The sequence below is a fragment of the Microbacterium sp. EYE_78 genome (assembly GCF_023149035.1).
GTDB lineage: Bacteria > Actinomycetota > Actinomycetes > Actinomycetales > Microbacteriaceae > Microbacterium.
This window is the reverse complement of sequence record NZ_JAHXMY010000001.1, coordinates 21,022-44,929: the sequence shown is the minus strand read 5'-3', so window position 1 is coordinate 44,929 and position 23,908 is coordinate 21,022. Positions and strand designations below refer to the sequence as shown.

The window sequence follows — 23,908 nt, the reverse complement described above, 5'->3', positions numbered from 1 at the left end:
GGCTACTTCACCTGGGCGCTGATGACGGACATCACCGCCGTGTCGGCGAGGGTCGTGGTGTCACCGACTTCACGGCCCTCCGCCACGTCCCGCAGCAGACGCCGCATGATCTTGCCGGAGCGCGTCTTCGGCAGTTCGCCGACGATGTAGACGTCGCGGGGGCGGGCGATCGGGCCGATCTGCTCGCCGACCCACCGGCGGAGGGTGTCGGCGAGCCCCTCGGGCGAGTTGGCGTCGAGGTAGCTCTGCTTGATGATCACGAACGCGACGACCGCCTGGCCGGTCGTCTCGTCGGAGGCGCCCACCACCGCCGCTTCGGCGACGGCCTCGTTGCCGACGAGAGCCGATTCGATCTCCGTGGTCGACAGGCGGTGGCCGGAGACGTTCATGACGTCGTCGACCCGCCCGAGGAACCAGACGTCGCCGTCCTCGTCGAGGCGGGCGCCGTCGCCGGCGAAGTAGTAGCCCTGCTTCTGGAACTTCTCCCAGTAGGTCTCCACGAAGCGCTCCGGATCGCCCCAGATCCCGCGCAGCATGCTCGGCCACGGTTCGGTGAGCACCAGCAGCCCGCCGTTCCCGTTGCCGACTTTCTCGCCCTTGTCGTCCACGACGTCGACGGCGATGCCCGGCAGCGGCACTTGGGCGCTCCCGGGCTTCGTCTCGGTGACGCCGGGCAGCGCGGAGACCATGATCCCGCCGGTCTCGGTCTGCCACCACGTGTCCACGATCGGGGTCCGGTCGCCGCCGATCACGTGGCGGTACCACATCCAGGCCTCGGGGTTGATGGGCTCCCCGACCGAGCCGAGGAGGCGGAGCGACGACAGGTCGTGCTGCTCGGGGATCCGGCGGCCGAGCTTCATGAAGGATCGGATGGCCGTGGGCGCGGTGTAGAGGACGGTGACGCCGTACTTCGCGACGATCTCCCACCACCGACCCGGATGCGGGGTGTCCGGCGTCCCTTCGTAGATGACCTGCGTCGCGCCGTTGGCGAGCGGCCCGTAGGTCACGTAGCTGTGTCCGGTGATCCAGCCGATGTCGGCGGTGCACCAGTAGACGTCGGACTCCGGGTGGATGTCGTGCACCACACGGTTCGTGAACGCCGCCTGGGTGAGGTAACCGCCGGACGTGTGCAGGATGCCCTTCGGCTTCCCGGTCGTGCCGGAGGTGTAGAGGATGAACAGCGGGTTCTCGGCGGGGAACGCCTGTGCCTCGTGGTCGGCGGACGCGGCCGGGACGACGTCGTGCCACCAGATGTCGCGGCCGTCCGTCCACGGCACCTCGGTCTGTGTGCGCTTCACCACGAGGACGTGCTCCACCGTCTCCTGCGGTCCGTGACCGCGATCGCCGAGCGCCTGATCGACCGCAGGCTTGAGGGGGGAGGCCTTGCCCTTGCGGTATCCGCCGTCGCTGGTGATGACGAGCTTCGCACCGGCGTCGTCGATGCGGGCCCGCAGGCTGTCGGCAGAGAAGCCGCCGAAGACGACCGAGTGGATCGCGCCGATGCGAGCCACGGCGAGCATCGCCGCCACCGCCTCGGGGATCATCGGCATGTAGATCGCGACGCGGTCCCCGGCCGAGACGCCGAGGTCGGTCAGAACGTTCGCGAGTCGCTTGACCTCATCGGTCAGCTCGGCGTACGTGATCCGGCGCGTGTCGCCGGGCTCGCCCTCCCACAGCAGCGCGACGCGATCCCCGTGCCCCGCTTCGACGTGGCGGTCGAGGCAGTTGTAGGCCACGTTGAGCTCGCCGTCCTCGAACCAGGTCGCGAACGGCGGGTTCGACCAGTCCAGCACCTTCGTGAAGGGCCGCTTCCACTCCAGCTGACGCGCCTGATCCGCCCAGAACTGCAGCCGGTCCTCCGCGGCGCGACGGTAAAGGTCCGCATCGCCGACGGCGTGCTGCGCGAACTCCGGCGACGGTGCGAAGCGGCGGGTCTCGGTGAGGAGGTGGTCGATCTGGCTGCTCATGCGGCGCTCCTTTGCGTCAGCGGGCGGTGCGTCGCCCGGTCGTGGTGGCGCCCGAGCGATGCGGTCACTCTAGGTTTCGGGCCCCGACGTGTACTACCTCCGATAGTGGGTGGGATGCAAGGGGAGGGGAGGGGGACGCGAGAACCGCCCGACGTGCGTAAGATTGTTATCGCCCGAACATTCGATTCGGCTTCGCAGCCCGCTGATCCCCCCTGATGCGGCTGCGTGGGCGGCACCCTTTCCCCCAATGGGTGCCGCCCTTCCTCTTTTCCGGCGGCTCCTGCACAGGTCGCGGCACCTCGCGTCCGTCCACCGACGCAGGTCGGGCTTCCTTCGCGCCGACGGCCCCTCTTTATCGTCGGGTCATGCCGCATCCGTTCGTCGCCACGCCCCGGACCGCCCGGGACTCGGAGCCGCCGCGCGCAGTGCCGTCGCACCCCGTGGTCGCACCGTTGCGGCGCTTCCTGGCCGACCCCGCTGTCACCGACATCTTCGTCAACGGAACGGACGGTCTTTATGTGGACAGGGGCGCGGGACCGGTGCGGATCCCCGAGTGGGCTGCAGACGAGGATGCCGTCCGCGACCTCGCCGTCGGGCTGATCGCGCTGGGCGGGCGCCACCTCGATGACGCGACGCCCTGCGCGGACGTCCGATGGGAGCACGGTGTCCGCGTCCACGCCGTGCTCCCGCCGGTGTCCTGCAGCGGAGCGACCATCTCGATCCGCCTTCCGGGGAGCGGTGTCCCGGATCTGGACGATCTCGGGCGACGGGGGACGTTCGACGCGGTGATGGGGAGCCGCCTCGAGAGACTCGTCGCCGAGCGCACCAACGTCCTGGTGACCGGCGCCACCGGAGCGGGCAAGACCACGCTGCTCGCGGCGCTCCTCGGCCGGGTCCCCGTCGCCGAACGGATCGTGACGATCGAGGACGTGGCGGAGCTTCGGCTCGCACATCCGCACCACGTGCGGTTGGAGGCGAGGCAGGCGAACCTCGAGGGTGCCGGCGCCATCCCGCTCGGCCGTCTGCTGCGGGAGGCCCTGCGGATGCGGCCCGACCGGCTCGTCGTGGGGGAGTGCCGCGGCGAGGAGGTTCGGGAGCTGCTGACCGCCCTCAACACCGGGCACGACGGCGGCGCCGGAACCGTGCACGCGAGCGGCATCGCAGACGTGCCTGCGCGCCTCGAGGCGCTGGGTGCGCTGGCGGGGATGAACGACCGCGCGCTCTCGCGTCAGGTCGTCAGCGCGATCGGCGCCATCGTCCACGTGGAGCGCGGGCGGGACGGCGTGCGTCGGGTCGTCGGGATCGCGCGCCCCACCCTCGTCGGTGACCGTCTGAGCGTCTCGGAGATGTCGTGATCCGGCGCGAGCTCGACCATGCCACGCACCCGGACGCGGCCGCCGTGGCGGGCGTCGTCCAGCGGCTCGCAGTGCTCCTCCAGGCCGGGATTGCGCCGCCGACGGCATGGCGCCACCTCGCTGGCGCCGGCGATCCCACGGCGGCACTCGTCGCGCGGAGTCTCGACCGCGGCGGCGCCGTCGCCCCCGTCCTGGCGGGACGTGGTGACGCGTGGCGCCAGATCGGTGTCGCGTGGCAGGTGGCGACCACCGTGGGCGCACCCTTGGCCGAGAGTCTGCGGGGCACAGCCGAGGCGCTGCGTGACGCCCATCAGGCGCGGGATGATGTGCGCATCGCGCTGGCCGAGCCGCAGGCGACGGCACGCCTGATCGGGTGGCTGCCGCTCGTCGCACTGGCACTCGGGGCCGCGCTCGGGTTCGATCCGCTCGTCGCCCTCGCCTCGCCGGTCGGCGTCGCCTGCCTCGTCGCCGGTCTCGTGCTGATGGTGATCACCCACCGGTGGACGCGCGCACTCGTCCGGCGTGCGCAGCCCGGCGGTGAGATCCCCGGGCTCTCCGACGAGGTGATGGCGGTCGCTCTCAGCGGCGGCGTGTCGATTCCGCGCGCCGTCGCCGTTGTCGAGGCTGCGTCGGGGGCGGCGATCGACGAGCACACGAGGGACGTCCTGGACCTCTCGGCGAAGGCCGGTGCGCCCGCGGTCGAACTCCTGCGCGCGGAGGCGGCCGCCCGACGTCAGGCGTCGCGAACAAAGGGGCGGCTCACCGCGTCGGCCTTGTCAGGCCGACTGCTGCTGCCGCTCGGCGTCTGCACGCTCCCGGCCTTCCTCCTTCTGGGCGTCGGTCCGATGCTCCTCTCCGTCCTGACCAGTTCCTCACTCACCCTGTGAGCCACGACGTGCCCGCCCATCCACACCCACCCACCGGAGGTATCCATGCTCGACACCCGCATCCCCACGCTGACCCGCCGCCGTGCCGCGGCGCTGTTCACCGACGAGAGCGGCGCGGCCACCGCGGAGTACGCGATCGCCACGATGGCGGCCGTCGCCTTCGCCGGTCTGCTCGTGATCATCATGCGATCGGACGAGGTGCGCGGCATCCTGACGGACCTCGTCCGTCGCGCGCTGACGGTCGCATGAGGAGCGACGAGCGGGGGTCGGTCGCTGCGGAGTTCGCGGTGACCCTCCCCGCCGTCGTGCTCGTCATCGTCCTCGCCGTCTCGGCCCTCTCGGTCGGCGGCCGACACGTGCGGCTCGAGCAGGCGGCGTCGCAGGCGGCCCGTCTGGCGGCTCGGGAGGAGTCCGCCGACCGCGTCCGCGACGTCGCCGGTGCGATCGCCCCCGGGTCCGCTGTCTCGACGCGTCGCGACGGCGATGTCGTCTGCGTCGACCTGCGAACCGATGCGGGCGTGCCCCTGCCGTTGCCGCCGCTGCGCGCATCTTCCTGCGCGCTCGCGGCGCCGGAGGAGCCCTGATGGCGGGCACGGCCACCGCCGTCGGCGTGATCGCCGTCGCCGCGACACTCACGCTCGGGCTCGGTGTCGCCGCGGCGGCGGCGGTGACGTCGGTCCGAGCCTCGGCGGCGGCGGATGCCGCGGCCCTCGCTGCGGCCGACATTGCGTCCGGGCTGGTCGCCGGCGTCCCCTGCGAGCGAGCCGCCGACCTCGCGGAACGATCCGGGGGCGACCTCCTCTCATGCCGGGTGGACGGCCTCATCGCCACCGTCGAGGTCCGCCTTCCGTTCGGCGCGCTGGGCGCTCGAGCACGGGCACGCGCCGGGCCACCTCCGTCCGCGCCATGAGCCCTCGGGGAGTCCGCCTCTCAGCGCCCTCTTGACATGGCGGTGTGTATGGTGTGCAACGAAGAAAGGACGCCACGTGGCACAGGGCAAGAAGCTCGTCATCGTCGAGTCTCCGACGAAGATGCGCTCGATCCAGGGATACCTGGGTGACGGATACGAGGTCATGAGTTCGGTGGGGCACATCCGCGACCTCGCCGACAAGAAGGACATCCCCGCAGATCTGAAGAAGACCTCCGTCGGGAAGTACTCCATCGACATCGAGAACGACTTCACTCCTCTTTATGTGGAGAGCGATCGCGGCAAGAAGACCGTCAGCGAGCTGAAGCGCGCCCTGAAGACCGCCGACGAGCTCCTGCTCGCCACTGATGAGGACCGCGAGGGCGAGGCCATCGCGTGGCACCTCCTCGAGACGCTGAAGCCGAAGGTCCCCGTCAAGCGGATGGTCTTCCACGAGATCACGAAGGACGCGATCCAGGCCGCGGTGAACAACACCCGCGAGCTCGACACGGCCCTCGTCGATGCGCAGGAGACCCGCCGCATCCTCGACCGCCTCTACGGGTGGGACGTCTCCGACGTCACCCGCCGCAAGGTCGGCCAGGGCACGAGCGCCGGTCGCGTGCAGTCCGCCGCGACCCGCATGGTCGTCGAGCGCGAGCGCGAGCGCATGGCGTTCGTCTCCGCGTCGTACTGGGACGTCGACTCCACCGCCGTGAAGGGATCGGATGCCTTCGCCATCCGCCTCGCGCGGCTCGACGGCGCACCGCTGGCCCGCGGCACCGACTTCGACGACACCGGCTCGCTGAAGAAGGCCGTCGTCGTCCTCACCGAGGACCAGGCCCGCGAGCTCGCCGCCGCGCTCGAGGCGTCGGGTGCGGCATCCGTCGTCAGCGTCGAGGCCAAGCCCGGCACGCGCAGCCCCAAGCCGCCCTTCACCACCTCCACCCTCCAGCAGGAGGCGGGGCGGAAGCTCTCGATGAGCGCCAAGCACGCCATGGGCGTCGCGCAGCGGCTCTACGAGAAGGGGTACATCACCTATATGCGCACCGACTCGACCGCGCTGTCGGCGCAGGCGGTCACCGCCGCGCGCACGCAGGCGGTCGCGCTCTACGGCGACAAGGCCGTGCCCGCGAACCCGCGCAGCTACCGCAACAACGCGAAGAACGCGCAGGAGGCGCACGAGGCGATCCGGCCTTCGGGCGAGCACTTCCGCACGCCCAAGGAGGTCACCTCCGGCCTCGACCGCGACGAGCTCCGCCTGTACGAGCTGATCTGGAAGCGGACCGTCGCCAGTCAGATGTCCGACGCGAAGTACGAGACGACGACGGTCACGATCGACGCGGATGCCGCCGGTCGCACGGCGACGTTCACGGCGTCCGGCACCGTCTACACCTTTAAGGGCTTCCTCGAGGCGTACGAGGAGGGCCGCGACGAGAAGCGCGGCGACAGCGACCGCGCCGACGACCAGTCGCTCCCGGCGCTCGCCGTCGGCGACGCGCTGCGGCTGAAGGACGTCGAGCCGAAGGGGCACGCCACGAGCCCGAAGCCGCGGTACACCGAGGCCTCGCTCGTGAAGGCGCTCGAGGAGCGCGGCATCGGCCGACCGTCGACGTTCGCGAGCATCATCGACGTCATCCTCGACCGCGGGTACGTCTCCAAGCGGGGGCAGGCGCTCGTGCCGAGCTGGCTCGCGTTCAGCATCGTCCGGCTGCTCGAGGAGCACTTCGCCGACCTCGTCGACTACGACTTCACCGCAGCGCTCGAGGACGACCTGGACGCCATCGCGCGCGGGGAGCAGAACCGCGCGGCATGGCTGCGGGAGTTCTACTTCGGCTCCGAGGCCCACGTGGGTCTGCGCAACATCGTCGACAATCTGGGTGACATCGACGCGCGGGAGATCAACTCTACGAAGATCGGCGACGTCGCGGTGCTCCGCTTCGGCCGCTACGGGCCGTACCTCGAGGCGCCGGGAGACGACCCCGAAACGCCTCGCCGCATCAACGTGCCGGATGACCTCGCCCCCGACGAGCTGACGCCCGAGAAGGCGCAGGAGTTGATCGACGCCCCCGTCGGCGGCGATCGCGTGCTCGGGCAGAACCCCGAGAACGGTCGTGACGTCGTCGTGAAGGACGGGCGTTTCGGGCCGTACCTCGAGGAGGCGCTGCCCGAGGAGGAGGCGCCCGCCGAGGACGTCAAGCCCAAGCGCGGCGCGAAGAAGGCGGTCGCCCCGAAGCCGAAGCGCGCGTCGCTGTTCAAGAGCATGTCGCCCGAGACCATCGACCTCGAGACCGCCCTGAAGCTCCTGTCGCTTCCGCGCGAGGTGGGCGCCGACCCCGAGACGGGCACCGTCATCACGGCGCAGAACGGCCCGTACGGTCCGTACATCAAGAAGGGCACCGACTCGCGGAGCATCGCGAGCGAGGACATGATCTTCGACATCACCCTCGAGCAGGCCCTGGAGATCTACGCGCAGCCGAAGTACGCGAACCGCGCGGCCACCTCGCTCAAGGAGTTCGAAGCCGACCCCGTCAGCGGCAAGCCGATCCGCATCAAGGACGGCCGGTTCGGGGCCTACGTCACCGACGGCACGACGAACGTCACGATCCCGCGCGGACAGACGCCGGACGACATCACGTTCGAGACCGCGGTGCAGATGCTCGCCGACAAGCGCGCCAAGGGGCCGGCCCCCAAGCGCACCACACGGCGGACGACGACGACCCGCAAGCCCGCGGCGAAGAAGAAGTGACCCGCGGCCTCTGGGTCACCCTCGAAGGCGGCGACGGCTCGGGCAAGACGACGCAGGCGGCGCTCCTCGAGCAGTGGCTCGGGGAGGGGGGCCGTCGGGTCGTCCGGACGCGCGAACCGGGGGGCACCGAGGTGGGGATCCTCATCCGCGAGATCGTGCTGCACCACCGCGGCGACATCGCGCCGCGCGCCGAGGCGCTGCTCTACGCCGCTGACCGCGCGCATCACGTGGAGACGCTCGTGCGGCCCGCCCTCGACCGGGGGGAGGTGGTGATCCAGGACCGCTACCTCGACAGCTCCGTGGCCTACCAGGGCGCAGGTCGCATCCTCGACGGTGGAGAGATCCGGGAGCTGTCCCTCTGGGCGGCCGGCGGTGCACTCCCCGACGTCACGGTGCTGCTCGACGTCGACCCCGACGTGGCGCGCGAGCGGCTGGACGCTGCGGACAAGCCGTTCGACCGGCTCGAAGCGGAGCAGGGTGCGTTCCACGAACGCGTCCGTCGCGCCTTCCTCGACCTCGCGGATGCCGAGCCCGACAGGTTCCTGGTCGTCGATGCGACGCAGCCCGTCGAGGTGATCGCGGCGGCCATCCGCGAACGGGTGTCCGCGCGGCTCTCCTGAGCTGCACGGCTCTCCTGAGCTGCCCGGCTGTCTCGAACGTCCACAGGCGTTCAGGGCGTCGCCGGCACCTCGTAGGCTGGTCGGCATGACCTCCGCCACCGTCGACGCGCTGCCGTGGGGGGACGTCTGGGGGCAGGATGAGGCCGTCGCCCAGCTGCAGGCCGCGGCATCCGACCCCCGCCAGCTCGCCCACGCGTGGCTGATCACCGGCCCGCCCGGGTCGGGCAGGTCCACGCTGGCCTATGCGTTCGCCGCCGCACTCATCGCCGAGCCCGGCGACGAGCACGCGATGCGGCAGGTCGTCGCCCGCACCCACCCCGACCTCATGGCGCTCCGCACCGAGGGCGTCATCATCTCGATCAAGGACGCGCGCGCCCTCGTCGAACGCTCCTACTTCTCCCCCTCGCTCGGGCGCTACCGCGTCATGGTCATGGAGGATGCCGACCGCATGGTCGAGCGCACGAGCAACGTGCTCCTCAAGGCGCTCGAGGAGCCGCCCGAGCAGACCGTCTGGATCCTCTGCGCACCCAGCGACGCCGACCTGCTGCCGACCATCCGCTCCCGCGTGCGGATCCTGCGCCTGCGCGAGCCGGACGTCGCCGATGTCGCGCGCCTCATCGCCGCGCGGACCGGCGTCGACGAGGTCGTCGCCGAGCAGTCCGCGCGACTCGCTCAGCGGCACATCGGCATGGCGCAGCGCCTGGCGACGGATGCGGCATCCCGCGACCGCCGCGAGCAGACGCTCCGCGGCGTCCTCGGTGTGCGGGGCGTCGGGGACGCCGTCGAGGTCGCGGCGCGCATCGTGCAGCTGGCGACCGACGACGCCAAAGCCCTCACCGCCGAGCGCGACGAGGGCGAACGCGAGACGCTGCTGCGCACCCTCGGCGTCGCGCCGGGCTCCGCCGTGCCGCCCGCCGTGCGCGGACAGCTGAGCGCGCTCGAGGACGAGCAGAAGCGACGCGCGACCAGAAGCCTCCGCGACGGCATCGACCGGGTCCTCACCGACCTCGAGTCGCTGTACCGGGACACCCTCATGCGTCAGTTCGGGCGCGACGTCGAGCTCATCAACCGCGAGATGACCTCCGACATCGAGGCGCTCGCAGCCGCCTGGACCCCGCAGCACACGCTCACGGTGCTCGATGCGATCGCGCTCACCCGCACCAACCTGCAGGGCAACGCCGCCCCGGCGCTCGCGCTCGAGAGCATGCTCATCACGGTCGCGACGGGGCGCGGTCAGTGAAGCGCATCCTCACGGCGCTGACGGCCGCCGTGGTCGCCGCCGGTGCGCTCGTGGCCTGCGCGCCTGTCGAGCGAGCGGCTCCCGATCCGACACCCGTCGTCGACGGCGCGCCGGCGGGGTTCGAGGACTACTACGGCCAGGACGTCGACTGGGAGGAGTGCCGCGGTGCGGATGACGGCTCGTACTTCTGCGGGACGATCACGGCGCCGCTGGACTGGTCGGACCCCGACACGTCGGACATCGACCTCGCGGTGATCGTGCGACTCGCCGGCGCCGACGACGCGCAGGGCTCGCTGTTCGTCAACCCGGGCGGCCCCGGCGCCAGCGGCGTCGACCTCATCCAGCAGTCGGCCGGGTTCGCCGTCGGGCCCGAGCTCATGGAGGCCTACGACATCGTGGGCTTCGACCCCCGCGGCGTCGGCCGATCGAGCGCCGTCCGCTGCCTCGACGCATCCGATATGGACGACTACCTCTTCCGCATCCCCGCGGCGCCTCGCGGCACCGCGGAGTGGAACGCCGACCTGCAGTCCTCGGCCGAGCGCTTCGCGCGAGCATGCGGCGCGCAGAGCGGCGACCTGCTCGAGCACGTCACGACGGTCGATGCGGCGCGCGACCTCGACCTCCTCCGCGGCGTCCTCGGCGATCGGAAGCTCGCGTACCTGGGGTACTCCTACGGATCCTTCCTCGGGGCCACCTATGCCGAGCTCTTCCCCGAGCGGGTCGGTCGCGTCGTCCTCGACGGTGGCATCGACCCCTCGATCCCCGGGTCGCTGGTCGGGGCGCGGCAGGCGGTCGGATTCCAGTCCGCGCTGGATGCCTACCTCGCCGACTGCGTGGACACCGAGGAGTGCCCCTTCGACGGGTCAGCCGCGGAGGCCGGCGAGCAGGTCGTCGACCTCCTCGCTGCGGTCGAGGCGACCCCGCTCGCCGCGAGCGACGGTCGGGTGCTGGGGGCCGACGCGCTCACCCTCGGCGTCATCTCCGCGCTCTACAGCGAGGGGAACTGGTCGTACCTGTCCTCGGCCCTCTCCGCGGTGCTGGAGGGCGACCCGGACCTCATGTTCTCGCTCGTCGACAACTACTACAACCGGGTCGGCGGCCGATACCTCGACAACTCCACCGAGGCGTTCACGGCCTACAACTGCATGGACTACCCCGTCGACTCGGCAGACGTGCTCGAGGAGGGGAAGCGCATCGTCGAGCGCGATGCGCCGACCTTCGCGCCGTACTGGTCGTCCGATGTCGACCTGTGCGACTCGTGGCCCTTCCCGCCGAGCGGGACACGCGCCGAGATCCGCGCGGCGGGCGCCGATCCGATCCTGCTCATCGGGACCACGAACGACCCCGCCACGCCCTACGAATGGTCGGCAGCGCTCGCAGACCAGCTGGAATCCGGCATCCTCCTGACGCGGGTCGGGGAAGGGCACCTCGGCTTCAACAAGGGGAACGCCTGCATCGACGACACCGTCGTCGCATACTTCCGCGACGGCACGGTGCCGGACGGCGACCTCCGCTGCGACTGAGCAGCAACGTCAGCGGCGGAGGATCCGCCGCGCCAGTGCCGCAACGTCAGCGGCGGAGGATCCGCCGCGCCAGTGCTGCAACGTCAGCGGCGAAGGATCCGCCGCGCCAGGCCGTTGCCGAGGAACTGGACCGCCTGCACCACCACCACGATGATCAGCACCGCCGCCCACGTCACCCACTCATTCGACTGACGGAAGCCGAACACGATCGCGAACTCGCCCAGGCCGCCGGCGGCAACGGCTCCGGCGATCGCGGTCATGTCGACGAGCGCGACGACGATGAACGTGTAGCCCAGGATGAGCGGTGCGAGCGCCTCGCGAGGAACGAGGCGGAAGAGGATGCGGCTGCGACTGGCTCCCGCCGCGCGCGCGGCCTCGATGACGCCCGGTTTCACCGTCAGCAAGTTCTGCTCGACGATGCGGCTGATGGCGAACAGCGACGCGATGCTGATGGCGAAGACGGCGAACTCCGGACCGATGCCGCGGATGCCGAAGGCGCGTGCCAGCGGCTGCGTCGCGCCGATCAGGATCACGAACGGGATCGGACGGAAGAAGTTCACGACGACGTTCAACACGGCGAAGACGGCCCGGTTGGGGAACAGGCTGCCCGCGCGGGTCGCGTAGAGGGCGAGTCCCAGCAGCAGCCCGATGGCGCCGCCGATGATGAGCGCGAAGGTGACGACGTACAGGGTCTCGGCCGTCGCCGCCCAGAGCTCCGGCAGCAGGTCGATGAGCCTATCCACGGGCGTCCTCCTCGATCAGGTCGGCGTGCACACGGGCGGCGGCGACGGCGCGGTCGACCGCACCCGGCTCACCGGTCAGTGACAGGGTGAGATGGCCGAAGGTCCGACCGCCGATGTCGTTGATCCCCCCGGCGATGAGCTCGAACCGCACCCCCGCCCCGGCGATGGCGGCGAACACCTCCGACTGGGCTGCGTCGCCGTCGCGGATGGTGAAGGTCACGATGCGTCCGGGATGCCGTGTGCGCAGCGCGTCGAGCCGCCCGCCCGCCGGCACCTCCTCGATGATGCTCGACACGAAGCGGCGCGTCGCGGCGTGCTGCGGCGACGACAGGATGTCGAAGACGGGACCGTCCTCGATGACGCGGCCGTCCTCCATGACGACAACGCGGTCGGCGATGGAGCGGACCACGTCCATCTCGTGGGTGATGACGAGGATGGTGATGCCGAGCTCGGCGTTCACTCGCCGCAGCAGGGTCAGCACCTCCTGCGTCGTCTCGGGGTCGAGCGCGCTGGTGGCCTCGTCGGCCAGCAGGATCCGCGGCTCCGTGGCGAGCGCGCGGGCGATCCCCACCCGCTGCTTCTGGCCGCCGGAGAGCTGCTCGGGGAAACTCTGCGCCTTGCCGGCCAGACCCACGAACGCGAGGAGCTCCTCGACCCTCGTCCGGATCTCGGCGCGCGGCCTGCCGGCGACTTCGAGGGGGTAGGCGATGTTGCCGGCGACCGTCCGCGACTCGAAGAGGTTGAACTGCTGGAAGATCATGCCGATGTCGCCGCGGAGGGCGCGCAGCTCCCGCTCGCGCAGTCGTGTGATGTCGCGGCCGTCGACCTCGACCGACCCCCGCGTCGGCAGCTCCAGGGCGTTGACGAGCCGCAGCACCGTCGACTTGCCGGCGCCGGAGTACCCGATGATGCCGGTGATGGATCCGGCCTCGATGTCGAGGGACACGTCATCGACGGCCCGGACGGGGGAGCCGCCCTTCGCGGTCGGCGGATACGTCTTGGTGACGCCTCTCAGGCGGATGAAGCTCATGTGGTCCTCCCGAACGAACGCGGTGCGGCCCGTCGGATCGACAGGCCGCACCGCGGAAACGATGTCAGCCGTTCTGCGCGGCGATGCCCTCTTCGACGTCCTTCAGCGAGGCCAGTAGGTCCTCAGCGGGCGTCTGCACCAGCAGGGCGGTGCCGCCGGAGGCATCCTTCACACCGTCCTGCACGGACTGGGTGTTCTGATAGATCTCCACGAGCTTCTGGAACGTCGGGTTCTCTGCGTCGTCGGCGCGGGCGGCGAAGATGTTGACGTACGGCAGGGCGTTCGGGTCCTCAGGGTCGTCGGTCGCGATCGCGTCGTCGGCAGTGAGGTCCGCCTCATCGAGGAAGTCGTTGTTCACGACGGATGCCGCGACGTCGGGCAGCGAGGTCGCCGTGAACGCGGCGTCGACCGCCTCGACCCGCACCTTCGAGCTGTCCAACACGTCGGCGGTGGTCGAGAACGCCGATCCGCCGTCGGCGAGCTCGACGAGACCGGCTGACTGCAGCACGAGGAGTGCGCGGGCCTGGTTGGAGTCGTCGTTGGGGACGGCGACGGTCTCGCCGGCGGGGATCTCGTCGGGCGACGCGTACTTCGACGAGTAGAGGCCCAGCGGGTAGATCGCCGTCGAGCCGATCGGCACGAGGTCCTCGCCGCTCTGCTGGTTGTAGGTGGCCAGGTAGATGATGTGCTGGAACTGGTTGAGGTCCAGCTCCCCGGCGGTGAGCGCGGGGTTCGGCTGCGTGTATTCGGTGAAGTCGACGATCTCGACGTCGATGCCCTCGGCCTCGGCGGCCTTCTCGTACTCGCCCCAGTACGGGTCGCCGGCGCCGACGACGCCGATCCGGACAGGCGCGTCAGCGCTGCTGCCGTCGTTGGGCTCGGCGCTCGAACCGGGCGAGGCGCACGCGCCGAGCAGCACGACGAGGGGAAGGGCCAGGGCGGCCGCGGCGAAGGACGTACGGGACATGGTGCTCTCCTTGTGGGTGGGAGACACCGCGGCGCGATACGCGCAGAGCACGGGCGGAACCGCGCTCGCCTCTTCGCGGTGCCTCGACCACCGTACGTACTCGTCCGCAGGATGTCGTATCGGCCGTAACACCTTGACACGGTCCGCGGAGACGGGGCGCGTTCGCAGCATCCCCTTCGACCCTGTAGGATCGATGATCGTGCAACGCGCGAGCGAAGCGCGCCACCTTAGCTCAGACGGCAGAGCGATTCACTCGTAATGAATAGGTCAAGGGTTCGATTCCCTTAGGTGGCTCCAGAACAGAGGACACACGGGTGACACAGACCCTGGATGCGATTCTCGAGATCTTCACGTGGGTGGGCTTCGGCGCCGCCGTCGCATTCGGGATCGCTGCGGTCGCCGTCTGGGCCGCCGACGGGACCTGGCTCCCTGCCGAGGCATACCTCGACGACGACGGCGCGACCGCCCGCTGGGTGGACGGCGACCGCGAGGTCAACTCCGTCGCACTGTCGGAGCACGAGCGCGAGCACTTCGGCGCCGACCACAGGGCCGACATCTGGTATCGCCACGGCTGGCACGACAGGATGCGGCTGACCCGGCGACCGCCGCACCTCAAACTGTTGATCGGGCTCGCCGCCGCCGGTCTCGCGCTGGGGGTCGTCGCATCGGCGGCATCCATCATCGCCTTCTTCTTCAGATGACCGACTCCGGCCGTGTGGTTTTGCTGAAAAAGCGAATAACTAGATAAGCTAGCCATATGTCCTCGACTCCGGCTCCGTCGCGCTGGTTGCGCATCGCACTCCCGATCGTCCTCGTCGTCATCTGGCTCGCCGGCGGCACCATCGGCGGCCCGTACTTCGGCAAGGTCGAAGAGGTCTCGACGAACGACCAGTCGAGCTTCCTGCCGCAGAGCGCCGAGTCGACCCAGGTGCAGGAGCGGCTGGACGATTTCACCGGGGGCGACGCGATCCCGGCGCTCGTGGTCTTCGACGCCGGTGGCGACCTGGACGCCGATCAGCTGACGGGGGTGCGGGACGTGGCGGATGCCGCAGCCGACCTTCCCGGCGTGCTCGAGGTGTCGCCCGCCATCCCGTCGGAGGACGGGGAGGCCGCGCAGATCGTCGTCTCGATCGACGCGACGGGCGAGGTGAACGACGTCGTCGCCGAGCTCCGCGAGATCGTCGAGGCGGATGCGCCGCCGGGCCTCGAGGGCTGGGTGACCGGCCCCGCCGGGTTCACCGCGGATCTGGCCACCGGCTTCACCGGCATCGACGGGCTGCTGCTGCTCGTCGCGCTCGGTGCGGTGTTCGTGATCCTCGTGGTCGTCTACCGGTCGCCCCTGCTGCCGCTGCTCGTCCTGCTGACCTCGGTGTTCGCGCTGTGCGTCGCGCTGCTCACGGTCTGGTGGCTCGCGAAGGCCCAGATCGTCGTGCTGAACGGCCAGGTCCAAGGCATCCTCTTCATCCTGGTGATCGGCGCGGCCACCGACTACGCGCTCCTCTACGTCGCACGGTTCCGAGAGGCGATCGGCGAGGGTCGCGCCCGCTGGGACGCGGTGACGACGGCCTGGAGGGGGGCGGTCGAGCCCATCCTCGCGTCGGGCGGTACGGTGATCGCGGGTCTGCTGTGCCTGCTGCTGAGCGATCTCGCGAGCAACCGGGCACTCGGCCCCATCGCCTCCATCGGCATCGCGTTCGCGATGCTCTCGGCCCTCACCTTCCTCCCGGCGCTCCTCGCGCTGACCGGCCGGGCCGCGTTCTGGCCGTTCATCCCGAAGACCGGCATGGTGGAACTCCCCGCCGACCTGACCCAGCCGACGAAGGGGGTCTGGGCGCGTCTGGCGCGGTTCGTCGCGCGACGCGCGCGCGTCGTCTGGATTCTCTCCACCGTCGTGCTCCTCGTCGCGGCGGTCGGCGTCACGCAGCTGAAGGCGGACGGCGTACCGGCCAGCGAGCTCGTCCTCGGCGAGTCGCAGGCGCGCGACGGACAGGCCGTGCTCGCCGAGCACTTCGCCGCAGGTTCCGGGAGCCCGCTCTACGTCATCGTGGCCGAGGACCGGGCGGCCGACACCGCGACCGTCCTGCAGGACCAGCCGGGCGTCGACGGCGTGGGCGTCATCGCCGACGACACCCCCGCCGGTCAGGCGGGAGTCGCGGCGAAGGACGGCGAGCTGGTGCTCACCGCCGCGGGCCCGCCGGGAACGGCGGCCCCCGAGCCGACCGTGGACGGCGGCGACGTCATGCTCGTCGCGACGCTGACCGACGCGGCGGACTCGCTCGAGGCCGAGCAAACCGTCCGCGACCTGCGCGCGACGCTTGCCGAGGGGACCACCGGCGCGATCGTCGGTGGCACGACCGCCGTCGACCTCGACACCAACGACACCTCGATCCGCGACCGCACGGTCATCATCCCGGTGATCCTCGTCGTGGTCCTGCTGATCCTGATGCTCCTGCTCCGCTCGATCCTCGCCCCGGTGCTCCTGATCCTCAGCGTCATCGTGTCCTTCGCCGCAGCCCTCGGAGTCAGCGCCCTCGTCTTCGACGGCGTCTTCGGGTTCCCCGGCGGCGACCCGGCCGTGCCCCTCTACGGGTTCGTCTTCCTCGTGGCGCTCGGCATCGACTACAACATCTTCCTGATGTCGCGGGTGCGCGAGGAGTCGCTGCGCCATGGAACGAGGCGTGGCATCCTTCGCGGGCTCGTCGCCACCGGCGGCGTCATCACCTCGGCCGGTCTCGTGCTCGCCGCCACGTTCGCCGCGCTCGGCGTCATCCAGATCCTGTTCCTGGTCCAGCTGGCGTTCATCGTCGCGTTCGGCGTGCTGCTGGACACCTTCATCGTGCGCTCGCTGCTCGTCCCGGCGCTCGCGTACGACATCGGGCGCGCGATCTGGTGGCCGTCGAAGCTCGCGCACGTCGAGGACGAGGACGCGCAGGGGGATGCCGGTGGTATGACCAGAGCGGAGTACCGTCGTACGCTCGACGCATGACGCGAGCGCTGTTCATCGTCGACGTCCAGAACGACTTCACCGAGGGCGGTGCCCTCGGCGTGGACGGCGGCGACGCTGTCGCGGCCGCGATCAGCCGCCACCTCGCCGCCCACGCCGGCGACTACGACCTCGTCATCGCGTCGCGTGACTGGCACGACGCCGACGGTGACAACGGCGGGCACTTCTCGCCGTCGCCCGATTTCGTGGACTCGTGGCCCGTGCACTGCGTCGCGGGATCCGACGGAGCGGCGTACGACCCGGGGCTCGACACCTCGGCCGTCACGCACCACGTCAAGAAGGGGCAGGGGCGGCCCGCCTACTCGCTCTTCGAGGGGACGACGGATGCCGGTGAGACCGTCGCCGAGCTGCTCACCGCCCACGGGGTGGTCGAGGTCGACGTCACCGGGATCGCGACCGACCACTGCGTCCGCGCGTCGGCGCTCGACGCCATCGCCCACGGCCGCCGCGTCCGGGTGCTCACCGACCTGATCGCGGGGGTCGCGCCGGAGCCGAGCGACGCCGCGCTGGCCGAGATGGCGCACGCCGGCGCAGCGCTCGTGTCGTCCGAGAGCGGTCGGTGAGCCCGCAGGCCCCGGCGGGCTGGTACGCCGACCCCGGGGTGCCCGGGCAGCTGCGCTGGTGGGACGGGACGGACTGGGCGGAGGGCACGGTCGCGCCCGTCGCCGAGGATGCTGCGCCGGCAGCCGCGCCCGCCCCGCCGGCATCCGCCCCTGAGCCCTCGGTTCGTCCTTCGAAGACGCCGTGGCGACCTCCGCGGAACCGGGACCGGCTGGGGACGGGGACCGTCTGGATCTGGCTGGCGATCGTCTTCTCGACGCTGCCGTTCTTCACGGGGTCGCTGTTCGACCCGATCACGACGGCTCGCTTCGTCGGGTACCTCGCGGTGGGCCCGTCGTACGATCCCGGTGTCTCGGGCTGGGCATCAGCAGGGCTCGTCCTCCTCGCCCTGCTGAACGTGTGCGTCGTCGCAGCGTCGATCGTCTTCTCGTGGCTCGACCACCGGTCACTCCGACGCCGGGGGGTCGAGGCGCCGTTCGCCTGGGGCTGGTCGGTCCTCGCGTTCGTCGCGACCCTCGGTGTGTACGTCGTCGGCCGCAGCATCGTCGTGCACGGGCGCACCGGTCGCGGGCTCGCACCGCTCTGGGGCTGGCTCGTCGCCACGGTCGTGGGCGTGGCCGTGGCGTCCGTCTGGGTCGTGTGGTTCTTCGAGTCCCTGTGGCTGGCGGTCACGACCGCGCACTGACCGTGCCCGCGGCCCCGGGCTGATCTTCACAGGATGGACATCTGCGGTTCATCGCGCCCCGGCGACGGAGCCCGAGCATGGGGGAATGATCCGACCTCGTGTGCTCTCGCTGTACGAAGGGCTCTTCGCCGGGGGAGCCCGCGTGCTCCACAGCAGCGTCGTGACGTCGCTGCATCTCGACGGGTCCCACGAGCACTCCGTGCTCTCGATCGCCTCGCGCGCCCGCCGCGAGGGGACCGTCCAGGAGATGACGGACGACTCCCGCCACCGGTGGCTGCGCGAGGCGGGCGTCGAGGTGTCGACGCTCGGACGTGAAGCGGGGGCGGTCGCGCCGGAGCCGGAGAGCTACACCGACGTCGAGCTCGAGGTGGCCGCCGCCGCCATCGCGCGGACGGACGTCGTCCTCACCCTGAAGGAGCAGCCGCTCGGCCTGATCTTGGCGTTGGTGCGACGGGGGATGCTGCCGGACGTCCCCGTCGCCGTCTGTCTGCACCGATCGGATCCGACCCACTCCGGACCCGCAATGCGCTGGCTGGGCGAGCTGGCGGCATCCGGCCGGCTCTCTTCGACGATCGCGTGCGCCGAATCGACCAGCGACGCCTATGCGCGGTTCACGCCTCCGTTCACGGAACGCCTGGTGATCCCCAACGGGATCGACCTCGCGCGCTTCCGCCCCAAACCGCACGAGCGGATGCCGCTGCGCACCCGCCTCGGGATCGCCCCGTCCGCGCCGGTGATCCTCTTCGCCGCGCGCTTCGACGCGATGAAGGATCCCGGGCTGTTCCTGCGAGCCGTCGCCGCCCACGCCGCCCACGACGGCCGCACCCGGTACATCCTGTGCGGTGCGGGGATGGTCCCGGAGAACCCGGCGCTGCAGTCGGCCATCGCGGACGCGGGGGCACCCGCCGACCGCCTCCACCTGCTCGGCATCCGGGACGACATGCCGCACGTCTACCGAGCAGCCGACATCGTGGCACTCACGAGCGCTTTCGGTGAGGCGTCGCCGCTGTGTCTCATCGAGGGCGCGGCGAGTGGTGCGACGCCTGTGACGACGGATGTGGGGGACTCGGCGCAGGTGGTGGCGGGCATCGGGCTGGTCACTCCGCGCGACGCGCAGGCGATCGCCTCGGCGTGGGCGAAGGTGATCGCCCGACGGCCGGACTACCGTGCCGCCGCACTCGCCGCGCGGCCGCGGATGGGAGCGGACCGGATGCTCGACGCGTACCGGTCCGCGATCGACGGATTGGCGCAGCGGGTGGCAGCCGCGGCGTGACGTGCGACGGCGGCGTACCCTGGAGGGTCTGCCCGTCCGGGGCAGCGCGCCGAGGAGCCCCATGACCGCCGTCACCCCCGCGCGGGACGATGCCGCCCGCTACCGTATCGAGCCGACCGTGCTGCAGGCCCTGCGGAGTCCGCGGCTGCTGACCCGCGAGGTGCTCGCTGGGCTCGTCGTCGCGATCGCTCTCATCCCCGAGGCGATCGCGTTCTCGATCATCGCGGGCGTCGACCCGCGGCTCGGGCTCTTCTCGTCGTTCGTCATGGCGGTCGCGATCTCGTTCCTCGGTGGGCGCCCCGCCATGATCACGGCGGCGACCGGTGCGGTCGCGCTCGTGATCGCCCCGGTGGCCCGCGAGCACGGCATCGACTACTTCATCGCGACGGTCATCCTCGCCGGCATCCTGCAGGTCGTCTTCGCCGTCCTCGGCGTCGCGAAGCTCATGCGGTTCATCCCGCGCAGCGTCATGGTCGGCTTCGTGAACGCGCTCGCGATCCTCATCTTCATCGCACAGGTGCCGCATCTGATCGGCGTGCCGTGGGCGGTCTACCCGCTGACCGCCGCGGGCCTGCTCATCCTGTTCCTCATGCCGCGACTGACGAAGGTCGTCCCGGCGCCGCTCGTGACGATCGTCGTCGTCACCGCGGCCGCGCTCCTGCTGGGGATCTCCGTCCCGACGGTCGGCGATCAGGGCGCCCTGCCCGAGAGCCTGCCGTCGCTGTTCATCCCGCAGGTGCCGCTCACGGGCGAGACGCTGGGCATCATCCTCCCGTACGCGGCGGCGATGGCCGTCGTCGGGCTGCTCGAGTCGCTGATGACGGCGAAGCTCGTCGACGACATCACCGACACCCACTCGCGCAAGACCCGCGAGGCGTGGGGACAGGGCGCCGCGAACGTGCTGTCGGGCATGTTCGGCGGCATGGGCGGCTGCGCCATGATCGGCCAGACGATGATCAACGTGAAGGCGTCCGGCGCGCGGACGCGCATCTCGACCTTCCTTGCGGGCACCTTCCTCCTCGTCCTCGTGCTGGTGTTCGGTGACGTCGTGGCGGTCATCCCGATGGCGGCACTCGTCGCGGTGATGGTGGTCGTCTGCATCGCCACGTTCGACTGGCACAGCATCCGGTTCGCGACGCTGCGGCGGATGCCGCGCAGCGAGACGGCCGTCATGGTGCTGACCGTCGTCGCGACCGTGTGGACGCACAACCTCGCGATCGGCGTCGGGGTCGGCGTCGTCGCGGCCATGGTGCTGTTCGCCCGACGGGTCGCCCATCTGACGCGCGTGACCCGCCGGGTCGACGGCGAGACGGCGCGCTACACGGTCGACGGCGAGCTGTTCTTCGCCTCGAGCAACGACCTGACGACGCAGTTCGACTACAGCCGCGACCCCGATGAGGTCGTCGTGGACTTCTCCCGCTCCCACGTGTGGGATGCCTCGACCGTCGCCGCGCTCGATGCGATCGAGGCGAAGTACGCGCGGCTCGGCAAGCGGGTGCGCTTCACGGGTATGAACGCCGAGACGAGCGACTTCCACGGACGGCTCTCGGGCGGGCTCGGCTCGGGAGCGTAGTCCGCGCGTCACACATCCCGCGCGGGCTGTCAACCGGCGGGCACCGTGCGGGCGCAGCGGCAAGACTCGCCGCATGCCCTCGACGAACGCCGAACCCGGCCCCGGCCAGGATCTGCGCAGCTACGCACCGATCGGGGACGGGCGCACCGTGGCCCTGGTGGGCCTGCGAGGACAGATCGATTGGATGCCGCTGCCCGGCATCGACGACCTGCCCATCTTCGGGCGCCTCCTCGACGACGACGCCGGCGGCTGCATCGAGCTCGAGCCCGTCGGCGAGTACCGGGTGCGCCGCCGCTACCTCGCGCGCACCAACGTGCTGGTCACGACCTTCCTGACCGACACCGGCCAGGCGACGATCACCGACGCCCTCGTCACGGGTGTCGCCGGCCGCCTGCCGTGGGCCGAGCTCGCCCGACGCGTCGAGGGGATCGAGGGTGAGGTCGCGTTCCGGTGGCGGGTGCAGCCCGGCACCTCGCTGAAGACCGCGGCGCCGTGGCACGACGAGGGCAACGGCCACAGCATCCTCCGCTCGGGACTCACGACCATCGGGGTGACGGGACTCGACTACGGTCCGGATTCCGCAGGCAAGGGCGACGTCGAGGGGCCGGGGCTGTCGGGCCGCTTCACGACGTCGAGGGGCAGCAAGCACCTGTTGATCGTCGTCGGCACGCACGACGAGCCGATACACTTCCCGGTCCCCGAGAACGTCGACCGGGGCATCGACCGGACGATCGAGGCGTGGCGCGCATGGTCGCGAGAGTTCTCGTACGAGGGCCCCTGGGCGACGCACGTGCAGCGCAGCGCGCTGATGCTGAAGCTCCTCATCCACAGCCCTACCGGGTCGATCGCGGCCGCCGCGACGACCTCGCTGCCCGAGAGCCTGTCCGGCGGCAAGAACTGGGACTACCGCCTCGCGTGGATCCGCGACCTCGCCTACACGCTCGAGGCGCTCATCGGCTTCGGCCTGCGCGAGGAGACGCACGCGGCGATGTCGTGGATGCTGCGGACCATCCGGCGTCACGGACCCGAGCTGCACGTCATGTACACGCTCGACGGCGAGCTCGACGGCGATGTGCGCTTCTACGACGTCCCCGGCTGGCGGGGGATCGGCCCGGTCGTCACGGGCAACCCCGCCCATGAGCAGCTGCAGCTCGGGGTCTACGGCGACCTCTTCGCCATCTGCCGTGCGTACGTCGACGCCGGGAACGCCCTCGACGTCCAGACCGCCCGCATGCTGTCGATGTACGCCGACAAGGTGTGCGACGAATGGCGGAACCCCGACTCGGGGATGTGGGAGCTCCCCGAGGAACGGCACTACACGTCGTCGAAGATGGGGTGCTGGCAGGCGCTCCGAGATGCGGTGCACCTGTCCGAGATCGGTCAGATCCCCGGCAGCAGCGAGCGCTGGGCGGCCGAGGCCGAGATGGTGCGCGACTGGGTCGACGAGCACGGTTGGTCGGAGTCCCGCGGGGCGTACGTCATGGCGCAGGGGAGCCGAGACCTCGACGCATCCGTCCTGCTCCACTCGCTCAGCGGTTTCGACCGCGGCGAGCGGATGTCTCGGACGATCGACGCGCTGAGCGGCGAGCTCGGCGAGGGGCCCCACCTCTACCGCTACACCGGGATGCGCGACGAGGAGGCGACCTTCGTCGCCTGCGGGTTCTGGCGGGCGGCCGCCCTCGTGTGCGTCGGCCGGCACGACGAGGGGATCGCCGCGATGAACGAGCTCGTCGAGGCGGGCAACGACGTCGGGATGTTCGCCGAGATGATCGACCCCGAGGACGGCGCCTTCCTCGGCAACCTTCCGCAGGCACTCAGCCACCTCGCGCTCATCCGCGCGGCCCTCACCATCCGCGAGCTGGTCGGCGACGACGCCGACCGTTCGTGACCGCACTCCGGCACCACATCCACGAGACCGAGGAGACACCATGTCACGCGACCAGTACACGTTCACGAACCCCGCGGAGCTGTACGCCGACATCGAGCCCCGGAAGGGGCACCAGGACGAGCCCGGCCTCGACGCCGACCTCGCACCCAAGGCGGACCTGGGCGAAGCGTCCTACCGCGGCACCGGGCGTCTCACGGGGCGGAAGGCCCTCATCACCGGCGGTGACTCGGGCATCGGCGCGGCGACCGCGATCGCCTTCGCCCGCGAGGGTGCGGACGTCGCACTGTCGTACCTGCCCGAAGAGGCGGAGGACGCCGAGCGCATCGCCGGCATTCTGCGGGAGGCCGGTGCCACCGTCCTCACCCTGCCGGGCGACCTGCGCCAGAAGGACTACTGCGTCGAGCTCGTCGCGAAGACCGTCGAGGGCCTGGGCGGCCTCGACATCCTCGTGAACAACGGCGGCAAGCAGATCTTCAACGAGGACCTCACGACCCTCGACGACCAGCAGTTCGACGACACCTTCACCACGAACGTCGACGCGATGTTCTGGATCACGAAGGCGGCCCTGCCGCACCTTCCCGCCGGCGCGACGATCATCAACACCACGTCGATCCAGGCGTACTCGCCGTCCGAGACGCTCGTCGACTACGCGTCGACCAAGGCGACCATCAACGCCTTCACGAAGGCGCTCGCCCAGCAGCTCGCGCCGAAGGGCATCCGGGTGAACGCGGTCGCCCCCGGGCCCATCTGGACGCCGCTGCAGGTCTCCGACGGCCAGCCCCAGGAGAAGATCGCGTCGTTCGGCGAGGAGACGCCGCTCGGACGCATGGGCCAGCCCGCCGAGCTCGCACCGGCATACGTCTTCCTCGCCTCGGCGGAGTCGAGTTACGTCATCGGCGAGACCCTCAACGTGAACGGCGGCATGCCGACGCCGTGATG

At 70.8% G+C, this 23,908-nt stretch carries 21 protein-coding genes and 1 tRNA gene; 18 read left to right on the top strand and 4 right to left on the bottom strand.

The annotated features are described in order from the left end of the window. Window positions 1-2 precede the first annotated feature (2 nt). A complete protein-coding gene (gene acs / locus KZX17_RS00215) occupies window positions 3-1,967 on the bottom strand; it encodes an acetate--CoA ligase (RefSeq protein ID WP_248171603.1) in 1,965 nt (654 codons plus the stop codon). Between the two features lie 365 nt (window positions 1,968-2,332). Here acs and KZX17_RS00210 point away from each other — a divergent pair, with 365 nt between their 5' ends. From KZX17_RS00210 to KZX17_RS00170, 9 genes are all read left to right on the top strand, one after another. Beyond that, the gene (locus KZX17_RS00210) at window positions 2,333-3,322 is read left to right on the top strand and encodes a TadA family conjugal transfer-associated ATPase (RefSeq protein WP_248171604.1); all 990 of its coding nucleotides are present in this window, start codon (window positions 2,333-2,335) and stop codon (window positions 3,320-3,322) included. Next, the gene (locus KZX17_RS00205; protein WP_248171605.1) at window positions 3,319-4,209 is read left to right on the top strand and encodes a type II secretion system F family protein; all 891 of its coding nucleotides are present in this window, start codon (window positions 3,319-3,321) and stop codon (window positions 4,207-4,209) included. Before KZX17_RS00210 ends, KZX17_RS00205 begins: the two co-directional genes overlap by 4 nt. A gap of 45 nt (window positions 4,210-4,254) precedes the next feature. Continuing rightward, complete coding sequence (locus KZX17_RS00200) at window positions 4,255-4,458, top strand: DUF4244 domain-containing protein (RefSeq protein ID WP_248171606.1); 204 nt, start codon at window positions 4,255-4,257, stop codon at window positions 4,456-4,458. Then, window positions 4,455-4,793, top strand: coding sequence for a TadE family type IV pilus minor pilin (locus KZX17_RS00195; protein ID WP_248171607.1), 339 nt, complete (start codon window positions 4,455-4,457; stop codon window positions 4,791-4,793). Before KZX17_RS00200 ends, KZX17_RS00195 begins: the two co-directional genes overlap by 4 nt. Beyond that, window positions 4,793-5,119 (top strand): Rv3654c family TadE-like protein, encoded by a 327-nt coding sequence (locus tag KZX17_RS00190; RefSeq protein ID WP_248171608.1) that lies wholly within the window; start codon window positions 4,793-4,795, stop codon window positions 5,117-5,119. The genes KZX17_RS00195 and KZX17_RS00190 overlap by 1 nt, the downstream gene beginning before the upstream one ends. Before the next feature lie 76 nt (window positions 5,120-5,195). Next, a complete protein-coding gene (gene topA / locus KZX17_RS00185) occupies window positions 5,196-7,862 on the top strand; it encodes a type I DNA topoisomerase (protein WP_248171609.1) in 2,667 nt (888 codons plus the stop codon). Next, window positions 7,859-8,482, top strand: a complete 624-nt coding sequence (gene tmk, locus KZX17_RS00180) for a dTMP kinase (protein WP_248171610.1) — start codon at window positions 7,859-7,861, stop codon at window positions 8,480-8,482. Before topA ends, tmk begins: the two co-directional genes overlap by 4 nt. Window positions 8,483-8,567: 85 nt before the next feature. Continuing rightward, entirely contained in the window at window positions 8,568-9,722 is a 1,155-nt protein-coding gene (locus KZX17_RS00175; protein WP_248171611.1) for a DNA polymerase III subunit delta', read from the top strand. Then, window positions 9,719-11,245, top strand: coding sequence for an alpha/beta hydrolase (locus KZX17_RS00170; RefSeq protein ID WP_308194749.1), 1,527 nt, complete (start codon window positions 9,719-9,721; stop codon window positions 11,243-11,245). Before KZX17_RS00175 ends, KZX17_RS00170 begins: the two co-directional genes overlap by 4 nt. Window positions 11,246-11,328: 83 nt before the next feature. Here KZX17_RS00170 and KZX17_RS00165 read toward each other — a convergent pair whose 3' ends face one another. From KZX17_RS00165 to KZX17_RS00155, 3 genes are all read right to left on the bottom strand, one after another. Beyond that, window positions 11,329-11,988, bottom strand: coding sequence for an ABC transporter permease subunit (locus tag KZX17_RS00165; RefSeq protein ID WP_248171612.1), 660 nt, complete (start codon window positions 11,986-11,988; stop codon window positions 11,329-11,331). Then, a complete protein-coding gene (locus KZX17_RS00160) occupies window positions 11,981-13,018 on the bottom strand; it encodes a methionine ABC transporter ATP-binding protein (RefSeq protein ID WP_248171613.1) in 1,038 nt (345 codons plus the stop codon). Before KZX17_RS00160 ends, KZX17_RS00165 begins: the two co-directional genes overlap by 8 nt. A gap of 64 nt (window positions 13,019-13,082) precedes the next feature. Next, window positions 13,083-13,985 carry a MetQ/NlpA family ABC transporter substrate-binding protein gene (locus KZX17_RS00155; RefSeq protein WP_248171614.1) on the bottom strand — a complete coding sequence of 301 codons (903 nt, stop codon included), beginning with the start codon at window positions 13,983-13,985 and terminating at the stop codon, window positions 13,083-13,085. 221 nt (window positions 13,986-14,206) lie between these two features. On the opposite strand from KZX17_RS00155, the gene KZX17_RS00150 reads away from it, so the two are divergent. The 9 genes from KZX17_RS00150 (at window position 14,207) to KZX17_RS00110 (ending at window position 23,906) form a co-directional block, all read left to right on the top strand. Further along, window positions 14,207-14,282, top strand: a tRNA-Thr gene (locus tag KZX17_RS00150). A gap of 17 nt (window positions 14,283-14,299) precedes the next feature. Further along, complete coding sequence (locus KZX17_RS00145) at window positions 14,300-14,686, top strand: hypothetical protein (RefSeq protein ID WP_248171615.1); 387 nt, start codon at window positions 14,300-14,302, stop codon at window positions 14,684-14,686. Window positions 14,687-14,742: 56 nt separating this feature from the next. Further along, window positions 14,743-16,971, top strand: a complete 2,229-nt coding sequence (locus tag KZX17_RS00140) for an efflux RND transporter permease subunit (RefSeq protein WP_248171616.1) — start codon at window positions 14,743-14,745, stop codon at window positions 16,969-16,971. Continuing rightward, window positions 16,968-17,552 (top strand): isochorismatase family protein, encoded by a 585-nt coding sequence (locus KZX17_RS00135; protein ID WP_248171617.1) that lies wholly within the window; start codon window positions 16,968-16,970, stop codon window positions 17,550-17,552. Before KZX17_RS00140 ends, KZX17_RS00135 begins: the two co-directional genes overlap by 4 nt. Beyond that, entirely contained in the window at window positions 17,549-18,235 is a 687-nt protein-coding gene (locus KZX17_RS00130) for a DUF2510 domain-containing protein (protein ID WP_248171618.1), read from the top strand. Before KZX17_RS00135 ends, KZX17_RS00130 begins: the two co-directional genes overlap by 4 nt. 85 nt (window positions 18,236-18,320) lie before the next feature. After that, a complete protein-coding gene (locus KZX17_RS00125) occupies window positions 18,321-19,508 on the top strand; it encodes a glycosyltransferase (protein WP_248171619.1) in 1,188 nt (395 codons plus the stop codon). A 61-nt stretch (window positions 19,509-19,569) separates the two neighbouring features. Beyond that, window positions 19,570-21,081: a SulP family inorganic anion transporter gene (locus KZX17_RS00120; RefSeq protein ID WP_248171620.1), complete on the top strand. Its 1,512-nt coding sequence runs from the start codon at window positions 19,570-19,572 to the stop codon at window positions 21,079-21,081. A 73-nt stretch (window positions 21,082-21,154) separates the two neighbouring features. Further along, window positions 21,155-22,969 (top strand): glycoside hydrolase family 15 protein, encoded by a 1,815-nt coding sequence (locus KZX17_RS00115; protein ID WP_248171621.1) that lies wholly within the window; start codon window positions 21,155-21,157, stop codon window positions 22,967-22,969. 40 nt (window positions 22,970-23,009) lie between these two features. Further along, window positions 23,010-23,906 (top strand): SDR family oxidoreductase, encoded by an 897-nt coding sequence (locus KZX17_RS00110; protein ID WP_248171622.1) that lies wholly within the window; start codon window positions 23,010-23,012, stop codon window positions 23,904-23,906. The last annotated feature ends 2 nt before the right edge of the window (window positions 23,907-23,908 follow it).

What these genes read in the sequence shown, in the direction of transcription:
- acs (WP_248171603.1), bottom strand. Translation starts at nt 1,967, where the DNA reads ATGAGCAGCCAGATCGACCACCTCCTCACCGAGACCCGCCGCTTCGCA.
- KZX17_RS00210 (WP_248171604.1), top strand. Translation starts at nt 2,333, where the DNA reads ATGCCGCATCCGTTCGTCGCCACGCCCCGGACCGCCCGGGACTCGGAG.
- KZX17_RS00200 (WP_248171606.1), top strand. Translation starts at nt 4,255, where the DNA reads ATGCTCGACACCCGCATCCCCACGCTGACCCGCCGCCGTGCCGCGGCG.
- KZX17_RS00195 (WP_248171607.1), top strand. Translation starts at nt 4,455, where the DNA reads ATGAGGAGCGACGAGCGGGGGTCGGTCGCTGCGGAGTTCGCGGTGACC.
- KZX17_RS00190 (WP_248171608.1), top strand. Translation starts at nt 4,793, where the DNA reads ATGGCGGGCACGGCCACCGCCGTCGGCGTGATCGCCGTCGCCGCGACA.
- KZX17_RS00175 (WP_248171611.1), top strand. Translation starts at nt 8,568, where the DNA reads ATGACCTCCGCCACCGTCGACGCGCTGCCGTGGGGGGACGTCTGGGGG.
- KZX17_RS00160 (WP_248171613.1), bottom strand. Translation starts at nt 13,018, where the DNA reads ATGAGCTTCATCCGCCTGAGAGGCGTCACCAAGACGTATCCGCCGACC.
- KZX17_RS00155 (WP_248171614.1), bottom strand. Translation starts at nt 13,985, where the DNA reads ATGTCCCGTACGTCCTTCGCCGCGGCCGCCCTGGCCCTTCCCCTCGTC.
- KZX17_RS00140 (WP_248171616.1), top strand. Translation starts at nt 14,743, where the DNA reads ATGTCCTCGACTCCGGCTCCGTCGCGCTGGTTGCGCATCGCACTCCCG.
- KZX17_RS00135 (WP_248171617.1), top strand. Translation starts at nt 16,968, where the DNA reads ATGACGCGAGCGCTGTTCATCGTCGACGTCCAGAACGACTTCACCGAG.
- KZX17_RS00125 (WP_248171619.1), top strand. Translation starts at nt 18,321, where the DNA reads ATGATCCGACCTCGTGTGCTCTCGCTGTACGAAGGGCTCTTCGCCGGG.
- KZX17_RS00120 (WP_248171620.1), top strand. Translation starts at nt 19,570, where the DNA reads ATGACCGCCGTCACCCCCGCGCGGGACGATGCCGCCCGCTACCGTATC.
- KZX17_RS00115 (WP_248171621.1), top strand. Translation starts at nt 21,155, where the DNA reads ATGCCCTCGACGAACGCCGAACCCGGCCCCGGCCAGGATCTGCGCAGC.
- KZX17_RS00110 (WP_248171622.1), top strand. Translation starts at nt 23,010, where the DNA reads ATGTCACGCGACCAGTACACGTTCACGAACCCCGCGGAGCTGTACGCC.